This window comes from Vreelandella subglaciescola (genome assembly GCF_900142895.1).
In the GTDB taxonomy this organism is placed as follows: Bacteria; Pseudomonadota; Gammaproteobacteria; order Pseudomonadales; family Halomonadaceae; genus Vreelandella; species Vreelandella subglaciescola.
The window spans coordinates 1,231,955-1,254,880 of sequence record NZ_LT670847.1 but is presented as its reverse complement, the minus strand read 5'-3'; the positions used below and the strand labels follow the sequence as shown (position 1 = coordinate 1,254,880).

Here is a 22,926-nt window from a genome sequence, read left to right as displayed (position 1 = left end):
TTAAAGGTGACGCAGCACAGCGTCGATAGCCGTCTGCCGGTGGCGATTACCACCGGCGAGCCGGCCGGCATCGGCCCGGAGCTTGTGCTGATGCTAGCGGCCAACGGTGAACTGCCGCCGGCAAGCGTCGCCGTGGGTGATCCGGCCATGCTGTCAGTGCGCGCCGCGGCGCTTGGGCTTGAGGTTACGTTGGTGCCCTGTCAGCCGGGCGATCCGCTTCCTGACGGTGACGGCGTGCTGCCGGTGTGGCCGGTGGCGCTCAGAGCGCCATGTGCGCCGGGCACGCTCAATCCGGCCAACGCCGACTATGTGATTGAAACGCTGACGGTTGCCGTAGAAGCTTGCCGGGCCGGCCACGCGGCGGCGATGACCACCGCGCCGCTGCACAAGGGCGTGATTATCGACGGCGGGCACACGGGCTTTACCGGCCACACCGAATGGCTGCGCGACGCCTGCGGCGTCGATGAAGTAGTCATGATGCTGGCCACCGACGACGCCCTGCACGCCACCCGCGCCGGGTTTGACGGCAGCAGCGACCTGCGCGTCGCGCTTGCGACCACGCATTTGCCGCTGCGCGAGGTGGCCGACGCCATTACCGCCGAGCGCATTACCCGCATTGCACGGATTCTGGACGCCGACCTGCGCGACCAGTTCGGCATTGCCGCACCGCGTATCGCGGTGTGCGGGCTGAACCCCCACGCCGGTGAAGACGGGCATCTGGGGCGCGAGGAAATCGATATCATCATCCCCACGCTGGCCGCGCTGCGCGCCGAGGGGCGGGATATACGCGGCCCCTACCCGGCGGATACACTGTTTACCCCGCGCCATCTGGTTGATGTTGATGCGGTGCTCGCCATGTATCACGATCAGGGGCTCGCCGTGCTCAAGTACGCCGGTTTTGGCAGCGCGGCCAACATCACCCTGGGCCTACCGCTGGTGCGCACCTCGGTGGACCACGGCACCGCGCTTGATCTGGCCGGCAAAGGGCTGGCGTCGCCGGCCAGTCTGGGCGTGGCGATTGCGCTGGCGCGCCGGCTTGCCGATCAGCGCGCTGCTTAACCGGTGTTGGTCGTCCGTTACCGTTTATTGCCTATCTTTTATCGCTACTCTTATCGCTACTCTGGGAATCTCGCTTCATGTCAGCAGTGACGCACCATCGCGCTCGTAAACGTTTCGGGCAAAACTTCCTCCGCGACGTCGGGGTGATCGGGCGTATCGTCCACGCGATCGACCCGCGTCCGGGCGAGCGCCTCGTGGAGATCGGCCCGGGGCAGGGGGCGCTGACCCAGCCGCTGCTTGACGCCGCCGACGGCCTTGAAGTGATCGAGCTTGATCGTGATCTGATTCCCGGCCTGCGGGTGCAGTTTTTCAACTATCCCGGCTTCGTCATCCATGAAGGCGACGCGCTCAAGTACGATTTTGCCGAGCTGCGGGGCGACGGCGCGCCGCTGCGCGTGGTCGGCAACCTGCCGTACAACATCTCCACGCCGCTGATCATTCACCTGCTGGGCGCCGGCAGCGCGGTGGCCGACATGCACTTCATGCTGCAAAAAGAGGTGGTCGAGCGCATGGCGGCGGAGCCGGGCGGCTCTGACTGGGGGCGGCTGTCGGTCATGGCGCAGTACTATTGCCAGGTCGAGCAGCTGTTCACGGTGCCGCCCGAAGCCTTTGTGCCGAGCCCGGCGGTGGAGTCCGCGATTGTGCGCCTGACGCCCCACGCCGAGCTGCCCCACGTGGCAGACGATCCGACGCTGCTGTTCGAGCTGGTCAAGCAGGCGTTCGGCCAGCGGCGCAAAACGCTGCGCAACAATCTCAAGGGCCGGGTCAGCGCCGAGACTCTGGAGGCCCTCGGGATCGACCCGCGTCGCCGCCCGCAAACGCTCAGCGTGGAAGAGTTTGTGCGTCTGGCCAATTGCGTGGCAAAAAACGAGACGCAAGCAACCCAGGGAGACGACAGTCGATGAGCGAGCCATCGATCCATATCACCATCAAGCCCCAGTACCGCGAGCAGGAGTCCAGCGACGCTGAGACGCGCTACGTGTTCAGCTACACGGTGACCGTACACAACCAGAGCGACTGCAGCGTTCAGCTGTTGGCGCGCTACTGGAAAATCACCCAGGGCAGCGGCGACGCGCAGGAAGTACGCGGCAAGGGCGTGATCGGCCAGCAGCCCTTGATTGGCCCCGGTCAGCGCTTTCGCTATACCAGCCGCGCGGTATTAGAAACGCCTGTGGGCACCATGGAAGGCGCCTATACGCTGCTCGACACCACGACCCAGCGCTCTTTTGACGTGCCGGTGTCGCCGTTTCGGCTGGCGCAGCCTAGCGCCATTCATTAAGCCGGTTGGTATCGGCTCCTGAACACGAGTACCTGAGCGTGAGACGTTACGCACAAGCACTTAAGAATGAGCACTTAAGAATGAGTACCTATGTAATAGGCGATCTGCACGGCTGCCACGCCGAGTTTGTCGCGCTGCTGGAAGCCCTTTCCTTTGACCCGCGCCGCGACCGCCTGTGGCTGGTGGGCGATCTGGTCAACCGTGGGCCAGACTCACTCGCCTGCCTGCGCGAAGCCCGTGCGCTGGGCGACAGCGCACGCTGCGTGCTGGGCAACCACGACCTGCACTGCCTCGTTGCCGCCCGCAGCGGTACGGTCAAGCCGCACAGCGCCTTTGGCTCTATCGTTAACGCCGCCGACGGCGATGCGCTGCTGGATTGGCTACAGCAGCAGCCACTAACGGTGCGCCGCGACACCACGCTGATGACGCATGCCGGGCTGTTGCCCCAGTGGAGCCTTGACCAAGCCGAGGGGTTAGGCGCCGAGGTGGAAGAAGCACTTGCCGGCGAACAGGCGGGTGCGTTTCTGGCGCGCCTGTTCGGCGATGAACCAAGCCGCTGGCGCGACGACCTTGACGGCATGGACCGGCTACGCTTTATCGTCAACGCCATGACGCGAATGCGCTTTATTAACGCTGAAGGCCAGCTGGACTTTTCCGCCAAGCGCGGTCTGGATAGCGCGCCTGCAGGCTTTGCGCCGTGGTTCCAGTTCCCCCGCCAGGATGATGCCAGCTTGTTATTTGGCCACTGGGCAGCACTTGAAGGGCGCACGCCCGACTCGGCGGTCAACGCCCAGACGCTGGATACCGGCTGCGCCTGGGGCGGGTCGCTGACCGCGCTTGACCTTGATTCCGGCCGCCGCACTCGGGTGCCCAGCCAGCGGCGGCAGAAGACGTGATGCAAAAGCCAAAACCAACATCAACACGACAGCCCGAAGCCGGCCTTGAGGTCTACCGCGTGGGCGGCGCGGTGCGCGATGCGCTGCTGGGCCGGCCGGTGTGGGATAACGACTGGGTGGTGGTCGGCGCCACCCCCGAGATGATGCGCCAGCGAGGCTTCAAGCCGGTGGGGCGGGATTTCCCCGTGTTTTTGCATCCGGATACCGCCGAAGAATATGCGCTGGCGCGTACCGAGCGCAAAGCCGGCCACGGCTACGGCGGGTTTACGGTGCACGCAAGCCCCGACGTCACGTTGGAAGAAGACCTGATTCGCCGTGACCTGACCATCAACGCCATTGCCGAGGCGCCCGACGGCACTCTGGTCGATCCTTATGGCGGCCAGGCCGATATTCAGCGGCGCGCGCTGCGTCACGTGTCTGAGGCTTTTAGCGAAGACCCGCTACGCGTACTGCGCACAGCGCGTTTTCTGGCGCGCTACGCCGAGCTCGGGTTTGCCATTGCCCCGGAAACCCGGGCGCTGATGGCACAGGTTAGCGCCAGCGGCGAGCTTGAGCATCTGGCCGCCGAACGCGTCTGGGTCGAAAGCGAAAAAGCGCTGGGAGAATCGAGCCCCGAGGCCTACTTCACGGCGCTTGACGACTGCGGCGCGCTGGCGACGTGGTGGGCGGAGATGAACGGTGAGGCGCTAGCGCCGTGTTTGGCTGCGATGGCAAGCGTGCCCACATGGCCCGACATCCCGCTGGCCCATTGGCGCTACGCGCGGCTGGTGTCGCCGCTGTCCGATGAGAGCCGCCAAGCGCTTGCCGAGCGGCTAAAACTGCCCCGCGCCGTCGAGCAGCTCGCCCGTCACAGCGCGGCAACCGCGCGGCTGGTCAGCCAACCGCTGAGCACGGATACCGTAATGGCCTGGCTTGACGGCCAGGATAGCTGGCGCCGGCCCGAACGCGCGCGCGCTCAGATTTCGTTGGCTGAAGCGCTTGCGCCTGCGTGTTATCCGCGCCTTGAACAGGCGTTTCAGGCGGCGACAGCCGTCAGCCCGCAGGGGCTGATAGCAGAAGGCTATAAAGGGGCTGAGCTTGGCCAGCAGATCGGCGTAAGCCGACGCGATGCCGTGGCCGGAGCGCTTTGCCAAAGCTCGGCGTAGGTTTCATCGGTGCGGGGATGGCGGGCATCGGGAGCAAGCTCCGCCAGCGGCCCAAGCACAAAGGCATGGCGCAAAATATCGCCGTGGGGCAACGGGATGGCTTGGCCGTCGTTGTCAGCAAACTCGCCGCACAGATCGCCCACGGCCAATAGATCAATATCGATGGGATGGGTGCGCGCCCCGGCGCTCTTGGGCAGGCGACCCTGAACGCGCTCCTGCGCCTTGCACCAGGCTTTTATCTCCGCCGGAGCGGCGTCGCTTGCAAACGCCACGGCCATGTTGTGGAAGATGGGGCCGGGAAAGACGGCAGCATGACCGTCAGATAACGTATCCGCGTTGGGCTGGGTCACATCAGCGCTTTGGTACACCGTGGATGCGCGTATCTCGCCGAAACGTGCTTCAAGCGCTGTCAGGCAGCGGCGAAAGTTGGCGAGCGGGTTCTGATTGCTGCCTAGCCCTAAAATCACCTGACGCATGCTCATTGGCTTTCTGGCTGGGTTCCGGGCAGCGTGCCGCGAGTGATCTCAAGCCCTACGCTGCGCGCGGCGGGAACGGCACCGGGCTTGCGCAGCGTCAGGCGCAGCCAGTCGATGGCGAACTCGTCGCGCAGGGTTTGCGCCAGCCGCTCGGCAAAGGTCTCGACCAGCTCGAAATCGTGCTCCCGAGCAAAGCGCTGAATGCGCTCGCAGATGGCGGCGTAGTTCAGGGTCAGCGTCAGGTCGTCAGTGGCCGCTGCCGGGCGAATGTCGGTGGCAAGCTGAAGATCAAGGCTTAGCCGTTGCTCAATGAGGCGCTCCCAGTCGTACGCGCCGATCACCGTGTCCACTTCCAGCGCTTCAATCAGAATGCGATCCATCATAACTTTCCTTAGGTCAAAAGGCCCTGGGGTCAGCCGGCTCAGCCGGACGGTGTCGCGGCGTTTGGCGGCGCGTCGGGGGCGCTGAGGTCTGACAGAGGCCAGCGCGGCGTGGCCTGCATTTGGCCGAGGGTGTCGCATTCGCCGGCCTGCAGGCGCTGTGCACCCACGTAGGCAATCATGGCGCCGTTGTCGGTGCAGAAGCGCCCGCGCGGATAGTAAGCGCGGGCACTGCGTTTGTCGCACGCAAGACGCAGGCGCTCGCGCAGCCGCACGTTGGCGCTGACCCCTCCGGCGACCACAAGGCGCTTGAGCCCGGTGGCATCGAGCGCGCGGCGGCATTTGATCGTCAGCGTATCGGCGACGGCGTCTTCAAAGGCGCGGGCAATGTCGGCGCGCCCCTGCGGCGTCAGCTCGCCGGCCTCGTCGAGCTTGCGAATCGCGGTCAGGGTGTGGGTTTTCAGCCCCGAAAAGCTGAAATCAAGCCCCGGACGGTCGGTCATTGGCCGCGGAAAACGAAAGCGTTGGGGGTCGCCCTGCTCGGCCAGACGCGCCACCTCGGGGCCGCCGGGGTAGGGCAGACCCAACATTTTGGCGGCTTTGTCGAAGGCTTCGCCGGCGGCGTCGTCCACGGATTCGCCCAGCAGCCGGTAGCGCCCCAGCCCCTTCACCTCCACCAGCTGGGTGTGCCCGCCGGAGACCAGCAGCGCCACAAACGGAAACGCGGGCGGGTCGCGCTCGAGCATCGGCGCGAGCAAATGGCCTTCCATGTGGTGCACGCCGAGGGCGGGGATATCCAGCGCGCGGGCCATGCCGTGGGCGGTGGCCGCGCCGACCATGAGCGCACCGACCAGCCCCGGGCCTGCGGTATAGGCAATGCCGTCAAGCTCGCTGCGCGTCATGTTGGCTTCCGCCAGCACCTGTTCCACCAGTGGCAGCAGTTTGCGCGTATGGTCGCGCGAGGCAAGCTCGGGCACCACGCCGCCGTATTCGGCGTGCATGGCAATCTGGCTGTACAAGGCGTCGGCCAGCAGGCCGTTTCCGCCGTCAAGCGCGGTGTCGTAAAGCGCCACGCCGGTTTCGTCGCAGGACGTTTCAATGCCCAGTACGCGCATAAGCAAAGCTTTCCTATGGCTGGATGAGTCTAGAGTCGTGGAAAACGACGAGTTTAGCATTTTCGCGCGGCGGCGTTGAGCAAGACGGCGCGGCTTTATTTGCAAAAAGCGGGGTTCACTACTAGAATACTGTGCGCTGTAAAACTGGGTCGTGCACGAGGGTGTTTAATGCGCCTTGAGCGTGTACGTACTAACCGAACTCAAGACTCCTTAAGGTAGGTGAGTGCTTAATGCCTTCTGTAAAAGTACGTGATAACGAGCCGTTTGACGTCGCCCTGCGTCGTTTCAAGCGTTCCTGTGAAAAAGCCGGCGTTTTGTCCGAAGTCCGTCGTCGTGAAAGCTACGAAAAGCCGACGGCCGAGCGCAAGCGTAAGGCTGCCGCAGCGGTTAAACGCCACGCGAAGAAGCTTCAGCGTGAGCAGAAGCGGTTCGAACGGCTCTATTGATCCGTACAGGAAGAGCGGCTTAGGCCACTCTTCTTAGAAGGACGCCAAACGGCCGCCGTCCGGTGGCCGTTTGTTTTTACACGTAAGCGGCGAGCTGTTGAGAATGCAGCGCTGATCAAGCTGACGTGTAACCGGCGGGCTACGGTGATGGGAAAATAGCCTTCTCATGACCCTAGCCCGACGAAGAACCAGCCCGGCGAAGCCGTGTGGCAGACGACATGCCGAAAGGCGTGGTCCGCAGAGGCGCCATGGCTCGGGGAGAACCTGACTCGGAGACGATATAGAATGGCCGGTCAGATTCCACAGCACTTCATTGATGACCTGCTTGCCCGCGTTGACGTGGTCGAAATCGTTGGCGCACGGGTCCAGCTGAAAAAAGCCGGACGCAATCATTCCGGCCTCTGCCCCTTTCATCAGGAAAAAACGCCGTCGTTTACCGTAAGCGCCGACAAGCAGTTTTATCACTGCTTTGGCTGTGGCGCCAACGGTAACGCGCTGCGTTTTTTGATGGAATACGAGCGGCTGGCGTTTCCCGAAGCGGTGGAGCAGCTGGCTTCCGGCCTCGGCCTTGAGGTAATGCGCGAAGGCGCCGACGACCCGCACGCCCGACAGCGCGAGAAAAAGCGCAAGCAGGGCGTCAATCTGCTGGAGCTGGCGGCCAGTTTTTATCGCGAGCGGCGCGTTATGCCCGAAGGGCAGGGCGCACAGCGTTACCTGACCGAGCGCGGCCTGTCGCCCGAGGTGATTGACACCTACGGTATTGGCTATGCCCCGGACAGCTGGGAGGCGCTCAAGCGTCATCTGGGCGAGCGTGGCATCAGCGATGCGGTGCAGGTTGAATACGGGCTGCTGATTCATCGCGAAGACAGCGGGCGCACCTATGATCGCTTCCGCGACCGCGTGATGTTTCCCATCCGCGACCTGCGTGGGCGCACCATTGCGTTTGGCGGGCGGGTGCTGGGCGACGCCAAGCCCAAGTACCTGAACTCGCCGGAAACGCCGGTGTTCCACAAGGGGCGCGAGCTTTACGGGCTGTACGAAGCGCGCAGAGCGCCGGAAAAACCGGAGCAGCTGATCATCGTCGAAGGTTATATGGACGTGGTGGCGCTGGCGCAGTTCGGCGTTCGCAACGCCGTGGCGACGCTGGGCACGGCCACCACCGAAGAGCATTTGCAGCGGCTCTTTCGTCTGGTTAGCCGGGTAGTGTTCTGCTTTGACGGTGACCGCGCCGGACGTCAGGCCGCGAGCCGGGCGCTGGAAACGGCGCTGCCGCAAATGCTCGATGGCCGCGAAGCGCGCTTTCTGTTTTTGCCCGAAGGCGACGATCCGGACGATCTGGTACGCCGTGAAGGCGCTCAGGCGTTCAAGGATCGTGTGACCTGTGCGATGCCGCTGTCGGAGTTTCTATTTGAGCAGGCGGCCAGTGGGCGCGATCTGCAGGCCGTGGAAGGGCGCGAACGTTTTGCCAGCGATGTGCTGACGGCGTTGAACAAAATGCCCGATGGCATGCTCAAATCCCTGTTGCTGGAAGAGCTGTCCGAGCGTAGTGGTTTGCGTCAGGCGCAGCTTGAAGCGCTGCTGGCGCGGCGCAAAACGCCAGCACGGGTGTCGGCGCCGGCGCCGCAGGAAAGCGTGTCGCCGGGTATTGTTCTGCCAGTGCCATCCGGTGAGCAGGGCGCGCCCTCGGGGCGTTGGGCGCTGGAAGTGCTCTCGCCTGAAGGGCGCGTGCTGCAGCTTCTGCTTCACGAGCCGCGCCTGATCGAGACATTGCCGCCAACGCTTGAGTGGTTGCCGGAAAGCCCCGAGGGGCAGCTGTGCCGCGAGCTGATTGACCTGCTTCAGGCCGGGCGCTATACCAGCCCGCAGGTGGTGCTTTCGCACTTTCAGGGTAGCGCGCATGGCCAGACGTTGGCCGCTCTGGCCCGGCGCGAGCTGTTGATTCCCGTGGCGACGCGCAAGGCCGAGCTTGAAGGGCTGGTGCAGCATCTTGAACGTACGCACCAGGCGCGCTCGCCGAGAGAGGAATACGAAAATCTTCTGGCCCGTGAACGTGCCGGGCAGAAGCTGGACAGGGCACAGAAAACGCGTCTGGCAGGCCTGATCATGGAGCTTGCCGCCAAGCGTTAACGGCCGGATGCCAGGCGCCATAGTGCGTCGGGCGGGGGTTGAATTTTCCGACCGTAAGCACCACATAGTTGACCAGATGCCAGACGCTGGCTAAACCAAACAAGCTAACACACCTGAATGACCGCGCAAATATACCGAGCGGGATACGTGCCCGGAACGAACGCTGGACGGTTCGGCTTTCCGAGCACTGCTCGCCCGTGGTTTGCGCGTCAGGTGCTTCATTCTTCTTCGTCGAGATAGGGTTTCTATGGCTGGAAATGCGCAGCAGCAGTCACGTCTGAAGGAGTTGATCGCGCGGGGTAAGGAGCAAGGCTACCTTACCTATGCCGAGGTCAACGATCATCTACCCGAGGATATCGCCGATCCGGATCAAGTAGAAGACATCATCAGCATGATCAACGACATGGGTATCAGTGTCGTTGAAGTCGCGCCTGATGAAGACACCTTGATGATGTCGGATCAGTCCACGGACGAGTCAGCGGCCGAGGAGGCCGTCGCCGCCCTTGCCGCCGTGGAAAGCGACGTGGGGCGGACCACCGACCCCGTGCGCATGTACATGCGCGAGATGGGCACGGTCGAGCTTCTGACCCGCGAAGGCGAGATCAAGATCGCCAAGCGCATCGAGGAAGGTACCCGCGAGGTGATGTCGTCGCTGGCGTACCTGCCCGGTGCCGTGGCCTCGATTCTTACCGCCTACGACGCCACCCAGGACGAAGAAGCGCCGGGCCGGCTGTCGGACCTGTTTTCCGGCTTTATCGATCCCGACGGCGGCATCCCCGACGTGGCCGAGGCCGAAGAGCCTGAGCCCGTCGTCAACGACGACCCGGACGCCGAAGAGGAAGAAGAAGTCAGCGGGCCGAATCCGGAAGAAGCGCGCGCGCGTTTCGAGCAGATTCGTGAGCAGAACGCGTCGGTCGACGCCGTGTTTGAAAAGCACGGCCGTGGCTCTCCCGAGCTCAAGGCCGAGCAGGCGCGTCTGGCCGAGCTGTTCTCGCCGATCAAGCTGGTGCCCAAGCATTTTGAGCGCCTGGTGGGTCAGGTACGCATCAGCGTGGAGCAGGTGCGCGCGCAGGAAAAGGCCATCATGCAGCTGTGCGTGAAAAAGGCCAAAGTACCGCGCAAGACCTTTATCAAGGCGTTTCCGGGCAACGAATCGCGCAAGGGCTGGCTGGATGACTTCCAGGAAGCCTCGCCGCGCTATGCCGACCGTCTGGAACCGCTGCGTGCGGATATCGCCCGTTCGCAGCGCAAGATCGCCTTTGAAGAAAACATGGTGCGGCTCGACGTCGGCGAGCTGAAAGAAGTCAACCGCAAGCTGGCGATCGGCGAAGCCAAGGCGCGCCGGGCCAAAAAGGAAATGGTCGAAGCCAACCTGCGTCTGGTGATCTCGATCGCCAAGAAGTACACCAACCGCGGCCTGCAGTTCCTGGATCTGATTCAGGAAGGCAACATCGGTCTGATGAAAGCGGTGGACAAGTTCGAATACCGTCGCGGCTACAAGTTCTCGACCTACGCCACCTGGTGGATCCGTCAGGCGATTACCCGCTCGATTGCCGATCAGGCGCGCACCATCCGTATCCCCGTGCACATGATCGAAACGATCAACAAGCTCAACCGGGTATCGCGTCAGATGCTGCAGGAAATGGGCCGCGAGCCGAACCCCGAAGAGCTGGGTGAACGATTGGAAATGCCCGAGGACAAGGTCCGCAAGGTGTTGAAGATTGCCAAAGAGCCAATCTCCATGGAGACGCCGATTGGCGACGATGACGACTCGCACCTGGGCGATTTCATCGAAGACAGCACCACGCTGCTGCCCATTGACCTGGCCACCGGCGAAGGCCTGATCGAGGCGACGCGCAACGTGCTGGGCGGCCTGACCGCGAGAGAAGCCAAGGTGCTGCGCATGCGTTTCGGTATCGACATGAATACCGACCACACGCTGGAAGAGGTCGGCAAGCAGTTTGATGTCACCCGCGAGCGTATCCGTCAGATCGAGGCCAAAGCGCTGCGCAAGCTGCGCCATCCGAGTCGCTCGGAACCGCTGCGCTCGTTTCTCGACGAATAGTTAAGCGTCGTGAAGTAAAGAGAGTCACAAAAAAAGCCCGTCGTTTGTATAAACGGCGGGCTTTTTTTCGTGCTGTGGCCTTGAATGCAGGGTTCAACGCTGCGGTGTTAGCGCTGGCCCTGCTGCTGCCGGGCAAGGTGCATGCGCCGAGCCAGCAGTAACAGCTCGATCATGGCAAACAGGATCAGGCTATATCCCAGCAGCTCCACGACTTCTTCCGCCATGCTTTTTATTCTGTCCCTATAGTGCTCTTGCATGATGGCTTGCCAGAACTCTTTGCGCCCATACAGCCGGGAAAAGGCGTAGGTGGTAAAGAAGCCGGCGGTAAACAGCCCCAGTGAAAAGGTCTGGCTGTATTCGGCGAGCTCGGCGGCAAAACGGCGTCGGTGAATAGCGACCCAAGTAATGCTTGGCAGGATGACGATGGCCACCAGCACTTTCCAGGCGTGTTCGGCCACGTAGTCATCCAGAAAGGAATCCTGTTCGCGAATCAGCGAGGCGGTGAGGAAGGCGAGCAGCAACAGCGTGACGTGGGGCCAGACTTTCAGCACCAGGCGTACATACAACAGAATGCTGCAGGCGCTGATCAACAGCAGCGTTTGCGCCAGCTCGGTGAACCCCATCTCGGAAAAACGCAGGACAGGCAGATACAGGACTTCCAGATAAGCCCCTTGAGCCATCGCGCCGGTGGCGAGAAAATACAGTGTGGCGCGCAGCAGAAATGCGCCGGTGCCTGACGGCGACGAAGAAGCTTGGTTGGGCATGACACGTCCTGAAACACGCGGTCGCTTGAGCGGGCGCGGGAGAAAGTTAAACATTCAAGTGTGTATGTGATTATATCGCGTTGCGCACCGACGTGCACGCCGGACATGATGCGCAAAAGCGGTTATCGTAGGCAAAGCCTATCATGACAGGCAAGGTAGCACCTCTGGTACGCCAAACGGCATCCACCCGCATCACCCGCACATCATGAGGAGGACAAATGGCGATTAGCGTATTTGACCTGTTTCGCGTCGGGATTGGCCCGTCAAGTTCGCATACCGTGGGGCCAATGCGCGCGGCACGGGAGTTTGCACTGTCTCTGACCGATCCCGGGGTGGATCGCGTACGCGTGACGCTGCGCGGCTCGCTTGCCGCTACCGGGGTGGGTCATGGCACTGACCGCGCGGTGATCATGGGGCTGGCCGGCGAAACGCCTGAAGCCATCGACCCTGACAGCATTGACGGGCGGCTGGAGGCGCTTGAGGCCGGCGAGCCGCTGCGCTTGCCCCATGGCCAGTCCGTGGCGTTTTCCCGCCGTGATGACATCCGCTGGGACGACAGTTGCCTGCCGTTTCACCCCAATGCCATGGAGCTTACGGCGTGTTGCGGCGAGCGCGAAGTGGCAAGCAACACGTTTTATTCGCTGGGCGGCGGGTTTTATGTCGATCAGGCCACCGCCGATCGCGACGGCGTGGATGAAGATGCCACCGCGCTGCCGTACGCCTTTACCAGCGCGGCTGAACTGCTGGCACTGTGCCATGAACACGAGATGTGTATCAGCCAGTTGATGCTGGCCAACGAGCGTGTGTGGCGTGATGAGGCCGAGATTCGTCGCTCGCTGCTGCACATCTGGTCGGCCATGCGTGAAAGCATTGATAACGGCCTGGCCGCCGGTGGGCATCTGCCCGGCGGGCTTAACGTGCGCCGCCGGGCGCGCCAACTCCACGAGCAGCTGCTGCACCCTCAGGATCAGCGCCTGATCGTGACCAGCTTTTCGCTGATGGACTGGGTCAATCTTTTCGCTCTGGCGGTCAACGAGGAAAACGCCGCCGGCCGGCGCATGGTCACAGCACCCACCAACGGCGCCGCGGGTATCGTCCCGGCGGTATTGGCCTACTACTTCAAGTTCGAGCCTGACGCCAGTGACGACGACGTGGTGAATTTTCTGCTGACCGCCGGTGCCATCGGTATTCTGTGCAAGACCAACGCGTCGATCTCGGGTGCTGAAGTGGGCTGCCAGGGCGAAGTAGGCTCGGCCTGCGCCATGGCTGCGGCCGGGCTCGCCGAAGTGCTGGGCGGCAGCGTGGATCAGGTGGAAAACGCCGCGGAAATCGGCCTTGAACACAATTTGGGGCTCACCTGCGATCCGGTCGGCGGGCTGGTGCAGGTGCCCTGCATCGAGCGCAACGCCATCGCTTCGGTCAAGGCGATCAACGCGGCGCGCATGGCGATGCACGGCGACGGCGAGCACTTTATCTCGCTGGACAAGGTGATTCGTACCATGCGCGATACCGGCCGCGACATGCAGGACAAGTACAAGGAAACCTCGAAGGGCGGCTTGGCCGTTAACGCCATCGAGTGCTAGCGGAAAGGGCGGCTGACATGTGGGCAAGATACTGTAATATATAAAAGATTATCCTTTATACAAGACTGGGGAGAACAGGATGAAATCACGTGCTGCCGTAGCGCTGGAAGCGGGTAAACCGCTGGAGCTGGTCGAAATCGACGTCGAAGGCCCCAAAGCCGGGGAAGTGCTGGTCAAAATGGAAGCGACCAGCGTCTGTCACACCGACGCGTTTACGCTGTCCGGCGCCGATCCGGAAGGCAACTTTCCTGCGGTGCTGGGGCACGAGGGTGCCGGCGTGGTGCAGGAAGTGGGCCCCGGGGTGAGCAGCGTCAAGCCCGGCGACCACGTTATTCCGCTATATACCGCTGAGTGCGGCCAGTGCAAGTTCTGCCTGTCGGGCAAGACCAACCTGTGCGGCAGCGTACGCGCTACCCAGGGCAAGGGCGTGATGCCCGACGGCACCTCGCGTTTTTCGTTGGATGGCAAAAAACTGCACCATTATATGGGGACGTCGACGTTCAGCGAGTACACGGTGCTGCCCGAAGTCTCGCTGGCGGTGGTCTCCAAAGAAGCGCCGATGGACAAGATCTGCCTGCTCGGCTGCGGCGTGACGACCGGTATCGGTGCTGTGATGAATACGGCGAAGGTTGAGCCGGGCTCGACGGTTGCCGTATTCGGCATGGGGGCTATCGGCCTTGCGGTGATTCAGGGGGCAGTGATGGCCAAGGCGTCGCGCATCATCGCCATCGATATAAACCCGGAGAAGTTTGCCCTGGCCAAGCAGTTTGGTGCTACCGAATGCGTTAATCCCAAGGACTATGCCGACTCGATCCAGCAGGTTATCGTCGAGCTGACCGACGGCGGCGTGGACTACTCCTTCGAGTGCATTGGCAACGTCAACGTCATGCGTTCGGCGCTGGAGTGCTGCCACAAGGGCTGGGGCGAGTCGATCATTATTGGCGTGGCCGGCGCCGGCGAAGAAATTGCCACGCGCCCGTTCCAGCTGGTGACCGGGCGAGTCTGGAAAGGCTCGGCATTTGGCGGCGTCAAGGGGCGCACCGAGCTTCCCGGCTATGTGGATCAGTACATGAAAGGTAAAATTAACATCGATGATTTCATCACCCACAATATGCCGTTCGAGAAAATCAACGAGGCCTTTGACCTGCTACACGCCGGCGAGAGCATTCGTACCGTATTGCATTACTGATATCATCACATCCTGAGCAAGTGCCAGATCAATACGCGCGGCGTATACGCCGCGCTTTGCGCGTTAATGCGTCGGGTATCAACAGGAGCCTGTCATGAGCATGAGTGAAACCCTAGAGTTAGTGTCGGAAAATCGTAGCTTTGGCGGCTGGCACAAACGCTATCGCCACTACTCGCGGGCGCTGGACTGCGACATGATCTTTGCCGTTTATCTGCCGCCCCAGGCAGAAGAGGGGCGGGTGCCGCTTTTATGGTGGCTTTCGGGACTGACCTGCAACGACGAGAACTTCATGCAGAAGGCCGGTGCCCAGCGGCTGGCCGCCGAGCTTGGCGTGGCCATCGTCTGTCCGGATACCAGCCCGCGAGGCACGGCGGTACCCGGTGAGCACGGCAGCTATGACCTGGGCTCGGGGGCAGGGTTTTACGTCAACGCTACCCAGACACCATGGAAAACCCACTACCGGATGTACGACTACCTGGTAGAAGAGCTGCCGTCGGTGGTGCGCCTGCGTTTGCCGGTGAACGGGCGCGAATCCATCAGTGGCCACTCCATGGGCGGGCATGGCGCCTTGATACTGGCGCTGCGCCACCCCGGGCGCTTTCGTTCGGTGTCGGCCTTCTCGCCCATGGTTAACCCGATGGAGTGCCCCTGGGGGAAAAAGGCGTTTACCCATTACCTGGGTGATGACGTCTCGAGCTGGCGCCAGTACGACGCCTGCGAGCTGGTGGCCAATGGCGCCTCACGCCAGCGGCTGTTTATCGATCAGGGCGAGTCTGACCAGTTTCTTGAGGAGCAGCTCAAGCCTGAGCGATTAGAGCAAGTCTGCCAAGAGCACGATCATCCGCTGACGCTGCGCCGCCAGCCGGGCTACGATCACAGCTATTTCTTCGTTGCCTCGTTCATTGAAGACCACCTGCGCTACCACGCCGAGCATCTGTATAAATAAGCGTAAGCCGCCTCAAACCACGCGAGCCCAGGCCAAAAAGGGGCAGGCAAAGCAAGGTAAGGGAAAGCCGGGGCCCGCAAGAACGCAACGCCTGCTGGCCTTTGTGCGGCGCCTGATATGGCGCAGCGTGCTTGCTTTTTTGCTGCTGTCCATCGCACTGGTGCTGCTGTTTCGCGTGGTGCCACTACCGGGCTCGATGATCATGGTCGAGCGCAAGGTACAAAGTTGGATGGCAAGCGAGCCGTTGCGCCTTGATTATCAATGGCGCAGTTTGGAGGCGCTTTCAGGTACGGCAAAAATGGCCGTGATTGCCGCGGAAGACCAGCGTTTTCCCACGCATCACGGCTTTGATTTCGTCGAGATCCGGCGTGCCTTTCAAACCAGCCGGAACGGCGGGCGCCTGCGTGGCGCCAGCACCTTGAGCCAGCAAACCGCTAAAAACGTCTTCTTGTGGAGTGGGCGCAGCTGGCTACGCAAAGGGTTCGAGGCGTGGTTTACCCTGTTGATTGAGCTCTTTTGGGGTAAACAGCGCATTCTCGAAGTGTATTTGAACATTGCCGAATGGGATCGTGGCGTATTCGGGTTACAAGCTGCATCGCAGCACTACTTTGGCGTATCGGCAGGCGCACTCAGCACCCGCCAGGCAAGCCTGCTTGCCGCTATTTTACCCAGCCCGCTAACGCGCAGCGCGGCCCGACCTTCAGCCAGCGTTGAGCAGCGCAGCCGCTGGATTCAACAGCAGGTGCGCAACCTTGGTGGGACGAGCTACCTCAAACGCCTTGATGCCGACTAGGACGAGCGTTTATGGCGTAAGGGCGGTCTGGCTTTGGCCACAAGGATGACGCCGCCGATGGCCACAGCCATGCCCAGAAGGCCGAGCCAAGGCAGGCGCTCATCGAAGAGCCACCAGGCTTCCAGCGCGGTGACCGGCGGCACCAGATAAAACAGGCTGGCAACGCGTGATGCCTCGCCTTTTTTGATCAGCGCCATCAGCAGAAGAATAGCGGCAATGGATAAAACCAACACCAGCCAGCCAAGGGTCAGTATAAAGGTGGGTGTCCAGTCAATTTGGCGCGTCTCGAACAGCCCGGCGCCCAAGGTAAACAGCGCGCCTGCGGCCAGATATTGAATCACCGCGCCGGATAACAGCGGCATGCGCGTGCAAAAGCGCTTTTGGTAGAGCGTGCCCAGCGAAATGCCCAGTAGCGCAGCGGTGACGCTGATCAGCGCGCCGAGCTCAAACCCCTCAAACAGCGAATCGCCGAAGTCGAGCTTGCTGCCAAGTACCAGAGCGATACCCAAAAGCCCCAGCGCCAGTCCCAACCACTGGGTTTTGCCCAGCCGCTCACCCAGCAGCGGCCCGGCGCAGGCCGCCGTCAACAGCGGCTGCAATCCCACCAGAAGTGCGGTGAGCCCGGCCGGCATGCCAAGCTCGATGCTGTAAAACACGCCGGCCAGATACGCGCCGTGCACCAACGTGCCGGAAACGGCGATATGCCCCCAAAGCGCGGCAGAATTCGGCCACGGTATACGCATGGCAAACACCAGCGGCAGTAGCACCGCGAGCGTAAACGCGCAGCGTAGCCACAAGAAGGTGAACGGCTCAGCGTAAGGCAGGCCGAATTTGGCGCCGATAAAACCAGTACTCCATAGCAGCACAAACACGGCCGGCATGGCGGCAAGGCCAAGCGCGCCGGGATGAGTGTGGCGCAGAGCAGAAGAGAGCTTCGTCATCGCGTTCCTCGCATCGCAATAGGGGGCGCGGTGCGCCGTTTAGTCGGTGAGTGAAAAGAGGCTATAATATAGTTGTTACACTTTGATACATTTAAATGGGAACCTGTGCCGAACAAGGCCGTCACACGGGGACATTCATAATGCGCCGAAGAGGTTTATTTTCATGCCACGTTTTACCGCTTTGTTCTCCGCTGCCCTGCTTGCCACTGGCTTGATGACGGGCGTTGCCCAAGCTCAGCAGTCAGCGGATACCGCCCAGAGCCAGTCGCCGAGCGCTCAAGCGCCGGCGCAGGATTTCAGCGATGACCAGCTGCAGCAGTTTGCCGATGCGTCTCAAGAGATCGCTGTGGTATCTCAGGAGTATACCGAGCGTCTGCAGTCTGCTGAAGGCGAAGAAGCCCAGCAAGAAGTCCGCGCTGAAGCCAACGAAGAAATGATCCAGATCGTTGAGAACAGCGGCTTGGACGTTGATACCTTCAACTCCATTGGCCAAGCTATTCAGCAGAATCCGGAAATGATGCAGCGTGTGCAAAAGATGGCGGGCCAGTCTTGAGCCTAAGCTCTCTTGAAAAGCCCTTTTGAATGAGTCAGGCCGGCTCCTGTTAGCCGGCTAAACTCAGCTTGCCACTACTATAAGCGTGAAGATTAAGCGGCGAAACCCCGATCTTCACGTCTGGTAGACCGACATGCGGCATATAAAAGCCCGGCGCTCAGGCGTCGGGCTTTTTTTATGGGCGGGCAGCGCTGCGCTTTACCGGCGCGAACAAGCGTTCCAGAATGACAGCCATACGCCAGTCAATAACGCTTAGGAGGTCGCATGGACGCCGAGCTGATGGAAATTCGCCAGCACATGAGCCAGTTTTCGCCCTTTGATGCGCTGTGCGATGCGCTTCTTGACGAGATGGCAGACCAAATTGAGGTGCGCTATTTCAAGGCGGGCAACGATATTCTGCTGCTCAATGCCGAGGCGTGCGAGCTTTGCTATATACGCAGCGGCGCGGTTGAGGTGTATCGCCGGCAGGGCAATTTGTATAACCGCTTGGGCGAGGGCGATATTTTTGGCCACTTCAACCTGCTACGTGATCATGTGGTGCGTTTTCCTGCCAAGGCCATTGAAGACACGCTGATCTACTTTATTCCAGACGCGGTGTTTGCGCACCTGTGCGAGCAGGACGAGCACTTTGCCGATTTTGTTGAGCTGGAGCGCCCACGGCTGGAAACCATTGCCGAAGAGCAGTTGCAGTCCAACGACATGATGGTGACGCGGATTCGTCGCCTGCTGTCTCGTGCGCCGGTCATGGTCAGCGTCGAGACTCGTGTACAGGATGCCGCCCGTCAGATGAGCGAGGATCAGGCTTCGGCGCTTTTGGTCACCCGGCCGTGTGCACCCGACGCGCCGCGCTGCTTTCGCGACGACAAGAGCGAGACGCGCCAGATTTGCGGCATCATGACCAACAGCGATTTTCGTACCCGTATCGTCGCGCAGGGGTTGTCGGCACAGACCCCGGTGGGCGAAGTCGTCTCGCCGACGCTGATTACCGTGCAGTCGGACGTGTCGATTTACGAGGCGATGCTGACTATGCTGCGTAACAACGTGCATCATCTGCCGGTGCTCTATCGTCAGCGGCCGATGGGCATTGTGCACCTGTCCGATATCATCCGCTATGAAACCCACAGCGGGCTGTATCTGGTCAGCAATATCTTCAGCCGTTTGAGCGTTGAAGGGCTGGCGCGGCTGGCGCCAGACGTGCGCGCGGCCTTTGTGCGTATGGTGCAGGAGGGCGCCAATTCGCAGATGATCGGCAGCGCGCTTTCCACTATCGGGCGCAGCTTTACCCGTCGGCTTGCCGAGCTTGCCGAAGAAGCGCTGGGCCCGCCGCCGGTACCCTACGCGTTTATGGTCAATGGCTCGATGGCGCGCAATGAACAAAGCATCGTGACCGATCAGGATAACGCCCTGGTGCTGGATGATACCTTTGACCCGGCGCAGCATGACGACTATTTTCAGCGGCTGGCAGCATTCATCAGCGATGGGCTGGACGCCTGCGGCTACACCTATTGCAAAGGCGACATAATGGCCACCAACGTCCGGTGGCGCCAACCGCTGCGCGTATGGAAAGACTATTTTCGCGGCTGGATGAACGAGCCGACGCCCGAGACGCTGCTGCACAGCTCGATCTTTTTTGATCTGGACAGCGCCTACGGTGACGCCTGCCTGGTTGAGAAGCTGCAGGACCTGATCGCCGAGCAGGCGCCGCACTCGCCGCGGTTTCTGGCCGCCATGGCGCGCAACGCGCTGAACCGCACGCCACCGCTAGGCTTTTTCCGTACCTTCGTGATGGAGAATGACGGCAAGCAGAATAATTCGATCAACCTGAAGCGCCGTGGTACCGCGCCGATGGTGGATATGATCCGCATACACGCGCTGGCCTGCGGTTCCAAGGCACAAAATACCTTCGAGCGGCTGGATGAGATTCATCAGGCCTCGCTGCTGGCGCCGGGCGTTAGCGACAAACTGCGTTATGCCTTTGAGTATCTGTGTATGTCGCGCTTGCGTCATCAGGCCATTGATATCGAAAAGGACCGGGCGCCAAATAACAACATCGAGCCGGAGAACGTCGAGAGCAGCGAGCGCCACGCACTCAAGGATGCCTTTCAGGTGCTAAGTAACGCGCAGAAATTTCTGAAGTTTCGTTATCCGCTGCCCAGCGGCCAGTCAGGGCGGCGCTGATGCTGGACATTCGGCCACGGCAGAAAATTATCCAGGCCGACTGGGCAGCCTACATGCGCGCTCGCGCCGCCGGCGCGCAGACCCCCGCCGTCAGGCGGTTTTTTGAGACGCCGCCGCCGGCAGCCGATACGCCGATTGCCGAGGTGCCGATGGTCGCGCTGGATATGGAAACCACGGGCCTGGACGAGCGCCGTCACGCGATTGTCAGTCTGGGTGTGGTGCCTTTTACGCTTGAGCGCATCACTCCCGCCAAACGGCGCTACTGGATGGTGAAACCGTCGCGTCCGCTGTCCGCGACATCTATTGCCTATCATCACATCACCCATTCGGAAATTGCCGGTGCGCCGGATTTTGATGCGGTGATTGACGAGTTGCTCGAGGCCATCGCCGGCAAGCTTGTGGTGGTGCATTTTCGTAATATCGAGCGGCCTTTTCTCGACGCAGCGGTGCGTGTGCGGCGCGGGGAAGGCGTGTTGTTTCCCATGATCGACACTATGTCGCTTGAAGCACGAATGTATCGTCAGACGCCATGGGCGCGGTTTCGGCGCTGGCTGGGGCGCCCGCCGGTGTCGATCCGGCTTAACGCCAGCCGCGCACGCTATGGCCTGCCGGCTTACCAAGGCCACCACGCGCTGGTAGATGCGCTGGCCACCGCTGAGCTGTTGCAGGCACAAATTGCCACGCACTACCGGCCGGAAACACCACTGAGTGCGCTGTGGTGCTAAAAATGACGATGCTGAAAAACACAGGTGATAGGCAAAAAAATGGGCAGCCCGTGGGCTGCCCGAGATGTCTTTCTCATGGGAGGTTTTCGCATGCGCGAAGGTGGCGCTTGCTACCCGCGGGGTTCGCTCATCAACCCCTTCACAATGGAGTAGCAGCCTACCAGCAGAATCAAGGCAAACGGCAGCCCCGTCGAGAGAACGGCGGCCTGCAAGGCTCCAAGCCCCCCGCCCAGCAGCAGGGCGATGGCGATAAAGCCTTCCAGAAGCGCCCAGAAAATGCGCTGCGGCTTGGGCGCATCAACTTTGCCACCGGAGGTGATCGAGTCAATCACCAGTGAGCCCGAGTCCGATGAGGTAATAAAGAACACCATCACCAGAACGATACCCACAAAGGAGGTAATGGACGAAAGCGGCAGCTGGCCAAGCATTTCAAACAGCTGAAGTTCGTTAGCGGCATTCTTGGCGCCTTCAAACCCAGAGTTCAACTGCTCGATCGCGGTACTCCCAAACGCGGTCATCCAAAGGACCGATACCAGCATGGGCACGAGCAGTACGGCGATCAAAAACTCGCGAACCGTACGGCCACGGCTGACGCGGGCGATAAACATGCCGACAAACGGGGACCAGGAAATCCACCATGCCCAGTAAAAGGCCGTCCAGCCGCCGACGAAGTCGGAGTCCTCACGTCCAAAGGGGTTGGAGAGCGCCGGCAGGTTTTGAAAGTAGGCCAGCAGGTTATCGAAAAAGCCCGTCGCGATAGCAAGCGTCGGGCCCACGGCGATAACAAAGAACAGCAGCAGGATGGCCAAGCCCATGTTGAGCTGGGAAAGCCGTTGCACGCCTTTGTCGACGCCGGCCACTACGGAGCCGAGTGCCACCAGGGTGATTCCGATAATCAGCACGACCATGGTCACGTTGTTGTTGGGAATGCCAAAGAGGTAATTAAGCCCTGCAGACGCCTGCGTTGCACCGAGCCCGAGCGACGTTGCCAGCCCGAAGAGTGTGGCAAAGACGGCCAGAATATCAATCAGGTGGCCCGGCCAGCCCCAGATGCGCTCGCCTAATACCGGATAGAAGACCGAGCGCATGGTGAGCGGCAGCCCTTTATTATACGAAAACAGCGCGAGAGCCAGCGCAACCACGGCGTAAGTGGCCCACGGGTGAAATCCCCAGTGATAGATCGTTGCGGCCATCCCCAGCGAGGTAGCGCCGTCGGTATCGCCCTGGGCGCCGCCCAACGGTGCCCATGAGCTTCCTTCCAACGAGGTGCTGAAGTGGGTCAGGGGCTCGGCCACGCCATAAAACATCAGCCCGATACCCATGCCCGCAGCAAACAGCATGGCAAACCAGCCGGCATAGCTAAAATCGGGCTTGGCATCCACGCCGCCCAGGCGAACTTTGCCTAACGGCGTAAAAATGAGGCCAATGGTTAGGAGCACAAAAATGTTCGCGGCAAACAAGAACACCCAGCTGAGGTTTCCGGTCAGCCAGCTTTTGGCACCGGAAAATAACGGATCCATTTGCTCGGGCAATGCCAGCGTCAGCACCACAAAAATTAAAATGATGAGCGCGGAAAACATGAAGACTTTGCCGTGAAGGTCAAAGTTAATGCCAAACTTGCTCGAGGTAATATTGTCCTGGCCGATGACGTAATCGGTATCGATCAGGTTGGCCGCCCCCGTGGGCGCCGGTATCCCCTGACCAGCGTCTTCCTGAGGTGCTTTTGGCTTATCCTCATTATCCATAAGCTGTCTCCCTTGCAGTTATCGACATAGTGGAATTATTTGTCTTGCGGGGCTCGTACCAAAAAAACCGAGCTGGAAGCGCGTGCCGCTACCTTGTCGCCGTGGGCGGGGATAAAAACGTCGAGAGACTTGGGTAAGTGGGTCGCCATGATAACCAGGTCGGCATTGACGTCGTTGATCGCGTTAACCAGTAGGTCACTGAGGTTGGCAATGGGGTCGGTTGAGCCATACACCTTGGCGGAAACGGGGCGGCCGTGTACCGCATGGCGCTGCTGTGCGAAGGCCTCCAGCTTTTGCTGATATTCATCGGGCGTGCGGGCTACGCTATTAGGCGAGTTGGAGGTAATGCCCACGTAGGTAATGCTGGCATCGTAGTAGCGTGCCATGTCCGCGACGACCTGCAGTGCCGGCTCCAGTGTTTCCATATGAGCAAGATCTACCGGCACCATAATGTGCTGAAACATACGTAACTCCTTGGCTGCTTGTACGTATCGTTCTAGCAGTCTGTCGGACTTGATGTT

At 61.2% G+C, this 22,926-nt stretch carries 22 protein-coding genes; 15 read left to right on the top strand and 7 right to left on the bottom strand.

Annotation, left to right across the window (positions count from 1 at the left end):
• Positions 1 to 6: 6 nt before the first annotated feature.
• From pdxA to B5495_RS05780, 5 genes are all read left to right on the top strand, one after another.
• Positions 7 to 1,059 (top strand): 4-hydroxythreonine-4-phosphate dehydrogenase PdxA, encoded by a 1,053-nt coding sequence (gene pdxA / locus B5495_RS05800; RefSeq protein WP_231897238.1) that lies wholly within the window; start codon positions 7 to 9, stop codon positions 1,057 to 1,059.
• A 77-nt stretch (positions 1,060 to 1,136) separates the two neighbouring features.
• Complete coding sequence (gene rsmA, locus B5495_RS05795; protein WP_079552070.1) at positions 1,137 to 1,964, top strand: 16S rRNA (adenine(1518)-N(6)/adenine(1519)-N(6))-dimethyltransferase RsmA; 828 nt, start codon at positions 1,137 to 1,139, stop codon at positions 1,962 to 1,964.
• The gene (gene apaG, locus B5495_RS05790; protein WP_079552068.1) at positions 1,961 to 2,338 is read left to right on the top strand and encodes a Co2+/Mg2+ efflux protein ApaG; all 378 of its coding nucleotides are present in this window, start codon (positions 1,961 to 1,963) and stop codon (positions 2,336 to 2,338) included. The genes rsmA and apaG overlap by 4 nt, the downstream gene beginning before the upstream one ends.
• Before the next feature lie 80 nt (positions 2,339 to 2,418).
• Positions 2,419 to 3,234 carry a symmetrical bis(5'-nucleosyl)-tetraphosphatase gene (locus B5495_RS05785; RefSeq protein ID WP_079552066.1) on the top strand — a complete coding sequence of 272 codons (816 nt, stop codon included), beginning with the start codon at positions 2,419 to 2,421 and terminating at the stop codon, positions 3,232 to 3,234.
• Positions 3,234 to 4,379: a tRNA nucleotidyltransferase/poly(A) polymerase-related protein gene (locus tag B5495_RS05780; protein ID WP_079552064.1), complete on the top strand. Its 1,146-nt coding sequence runs from the start codon at positions 3,234 to 3,236 to the stop codon at positions 4,377 to 4,379. The genes B5495_RS05785 and B5495_RS05780 overlap by 1 nt, the downstream gene beginning before the upstream one ends.
• Here B5495_RS05780 and B5495_RS05775 read toward each other — a convergent pair.
• The 3 genes from B5495_RS05775 to tsaD are packed head-to-tail and all read right to left on the bottom strand — an operon-like array spanning position 4,295 to position 6,350.
• Positions 4,295 to 4,861, bottom strand: coding sequence for a 2-amino-4-hydroxy-6-hydroxymethyldihydropteridine diphosphokinase (locus tag B5495_RS05775; RefSeq protein WP_079552062.1), 567 nt, complete (start codon positions 4,859 to 4,861; stop codon positions 4,295 to 4,297). The genes B5495_RS05780 and B5495_RS05775 overlap by 85 nt on opposite strands.
• On the bottom strand, positions 4,858 to 5,235 hold the full coding sequence (folB, locus tag B5495_RS05770; RefSeq protein WP_079552061.1) for a dihydroneopterin aldolase: 378 nt from the start codon (positions 5,233 to 5,235) through the stop codon (positions 4,858 to 4,860). Before folB ends, B5495_RS05775 begins: the two co-directional genes overlap by 4 nt.
• A 41-nt stretch (positions 5,236 to 5,276) precedes the next feature.
• Complete coding sequence (gene tsaD, locus B5495_RS05765; RefSeq protein ID WP_079552059.1) at positions 5,277 to 6,350, bottom strand: tRNA (adenosine(37)-N6)-threonylcarbamoyltransferase complex transferase subunit TsaD; 1,074 nt, start codon at positions 6,348 to 6,350, stop codon at positions 5,277 to 5,279.
• A gap of 230 nt (positions 6,351 to 6,580) precedes the next feature.
• Between tsaD and rpsU the strand changes: the two genes are divergently transcribed.
• From rpsU to rpoD, 3 genes are all read left to right on the top strand, one after another.
• A complete protein-coding gene (gene rpsU / locus B5495_RS05760) occupies positions 6,581 to 6,796 on the top strand; it encodes a 30S ribosomal protein S21 (protein ID WP_079552057.1) in 216 nt (71 codons plus the stop codon).
• A 285-nt stretch (positions 6,797 to 7,081) separates the two neighbouring features.
• Positions 7,082 to 8,923 (top strand): DNA primase, encoded by a 1,842-nt coding sequence (dnaG, locus tag B5495_RS05755; protein WP_079552055.1) that lies wholly within the window; start codon positions 7,082 to 7,084, stop codon positions 8,921 to 8,923.
• 247 nt (positions 8,924 to 9,170) lie between these two features.
• A complete protein-coding gene (gene rpoD / locus B5495_RS05750) occupies positions 9,171 to 10,988 on the top strand; it encodes an RNA polymerase sigma factor RpoD (protein WP_079552054.1) in 1,818 nt (605 codons plus the stop codon).
• A gap of 107 nt (positions 10,989 to 11,095) precedes the next feature.
• Here the strand turns inward: rpoD and B5495_RS05745 are convergent, their stop codons facing one another.
• Positions 11,096 to 11,752 (bottom strand): hypothetical protein, encoded by a 657-nt coding sequence (locus B5495_RS05745; protein WP_079552052.1) that lies wholly within the window; start codon positions 11,750 to 11,752, stop codon positions 11,096 to 11,098.
• Positions 11,753 to 11,970: 218 nt separating this feature from the next.
• On the opposite strand from B5495_RS05745, the gene B5495_RS05740 reads away from it, so the two are divergent.
• From B5495_RS05740 to mtgA, 4 genes are all read left to right on the top strand, one after another.
• Complete coding sequence (locus tag B5495_RS05740) at positions 11,971 to 13,335, top strand: L-serine ammonia-lyase (protein ID WP_079552050.1); 1,365 nt, start codon at positions 11,971 to 11,973, stop codon at positions 13,333 to 13,335.
• Positions 13,336 to 13,414: 79 nt separating this feature from the next.
• Complete coding sequence (locus B5495_RS05735) at positions 13,415 to 14,524, top strand: S-(hydroxymethyl)glutathione dehydrogenase/class III alcohol dehydrogenase (protein WP_079552049.1); 1,110 nt, start codon at positions 13,415 to 13,417, stop codon at positions 14,522 to 14,524.
• A 94-nt stretch (positions 14,525 to 14,618) separates the two neighbouring features.
• Positions 14,619 to 15,470: an S-formylglutathione hydrolase gene (fghA, locus tag B5495_RS05730; protein WP_079552047.1), complete on the top strand. Its 852-nt coding sequence runs from the start codon at positions 14,619 to 14,621 to the stop codon at positions 15,468 to 15,470.
• A 91-nt stretch (positions 15,471 to 15,561) separates the two neighbouring features.
• Entirely contained in the window at positions 15,562 to 16,263 is a 702-nt protein-coding gene (gene mtgA, locus B5495_RS05725; RefSeq protein WP_172824594.1) for a monofunctional biosynthetic peptidoglycan transglycosylase, read from the top strand.
• Here mtgA and B5495_RS05720 read toward each other — a convergent pair.
• The gene (locus tag B5495_RS05720) at positions 16,260 to 17,204 is read right to left on the bottom strand and encodes a DMT family transporter (RefSeq protein ID WP_079552045.1); all 945 of its coding nucleotides are present in this window, start codon (positions 17,202 to 17,204) and stop codon (positions 16,260 to 16,262) included. The two genes, mtgA and B5495_RS05720, sit on opposite strands and share 4 nt — an antisense overlap.
• 163 nt (positions 17,205 to 17,367) lie before the next feature.
• Between B5495_RS05720 and B5495_RS05715 the strand changes: the two genes are divergently transcribed.
• The 3 genes from B5495_RS05715 to B5495_RS05705 all read left to right on the top strand — a co-directional run bounded on the left by B5495_RS05715 (position 17,368) and on the right by B5495_RS05705 (position 20,660).
• Positions 17,368 to 17,757 (top strand): DUF4168 domain-containing protein, encoded by a 390-nt coding sequence (locus tag B5495_RS05715; RefSeq protein ID WP_079552043.1) that lies wholly within the window; start codon positions 17,368 to 17,370, stop codon positions 17,755 to 17,757.
• Between the two features lie 264 nt (positions 17,758 to 18,021).
• Complete coding sequence (locus B5495_RS05710; protein ID WP_079552041.1) at positions 18,022 to 19,935, top strand: DUF294 nucleotidyltransferase-like domain-containing protein; 1,914 nt, start codon at positions 18,022 to 18,024, stop codon at positions 19,933 to 19,935.
• Positions 19,935 to 20,660 (top strand): 3'-5' exonuclease, encoded by a 726-nt coding sequence (locus B5495_RS05705; protein WP_079552039.1) that lies wholly within the window; start codon positions 19,935 to 19,937, stop codon positions 20,658 to 20,660. Before B5495_RS05710 ends, B5495_RS05705 begins: the two co-directional genes overlap by 1 nt.
• A gap of 110 nt (positions 20,661 to 20,770) precedes the next feature.
• Here B5495_RS05705 and B5495_RS05700 read toward each other — a convergent pair whose 3' ends face one another.
• The gene (locus B5495_RS05700; RefSeq protein WP_079552037.1) at positions 20,771 to 22,405 is read right to left on the bottom strand and encodes a BCCT family transporter; all 1,635 of its coding nucleotides are present in this window, start codon (positions 22,403 to 22,405) and stop codon (positions 20,771 to 20,773) included.
• A gap of 35 nt (positions 22,406 to 22,440) precedes the next feature.
• Positions 22,441 to 22,869 (bottom strand): universal stress protein, encoded by a 429-nt coding sequence (locus B5495_RS05695; protein ID WP_079552035.1) that lies wholly within the window; start codon positions 22,867 to 22,869, stop codon positions 22,441 to 22,443.
• Positions 22,870 to 22,926: the final 57 nt, after the last annotated feature.